Genomic DNA, 432 nt, shown 5'->3' on the forward strand with positions numbered 1-432 from the left:
TCAACTGATAAGCCAGAATCCGCTAGGCCGTTTTCAACGTTATATAGTGATGCGACGGTATTTTTCTGATCAAAAATATTATTCACGTTTATATACATAGCACGTTCGCCTTCGCCTGATTTAGAGTCGAAGTGTTTAAGAAGGCTGAGGTCAGTACGAAAATAATCATCTGCATCCTCTGGCGCAATTTGCGTCACCTCTAGCGTTGTCGGGTTTGTCGAGGTTATATAGTCACCCTCACTATAGTTGAGCATTGCTCTTTGTTTGATTGATAGCTCGATATTGCTATCAGCAAGTAGGTAGTTACCCTGAAGTGTAAAAATCCACTGTGGGAAAGCTAAATAATCACTATTGAGTTCTTTATTCTCGCTTCGAACATAGCTACTGCTGCCAACTAACTCAAACCTCTTGAACTGTTTTCGACCAGAAAGC

Annotated in this window: 1 protein-coding gene; it reads right to left on the reverse strand. The window is 41.0% G+C overall.

Going from position 1 to position 432, the window contains the following annotated elements; translation table 11 throughout:
* The coding region (locus tag A3756_RS04620; RefSeq protein ID WP_156490267.1) for a TonB-dependent receptor at window positions 1-432 on the reverse strand (432 nt) is incomplete at both ends.

This window comes from Oleiphilus sp. HI0086 (assembly GCF_001635225.1).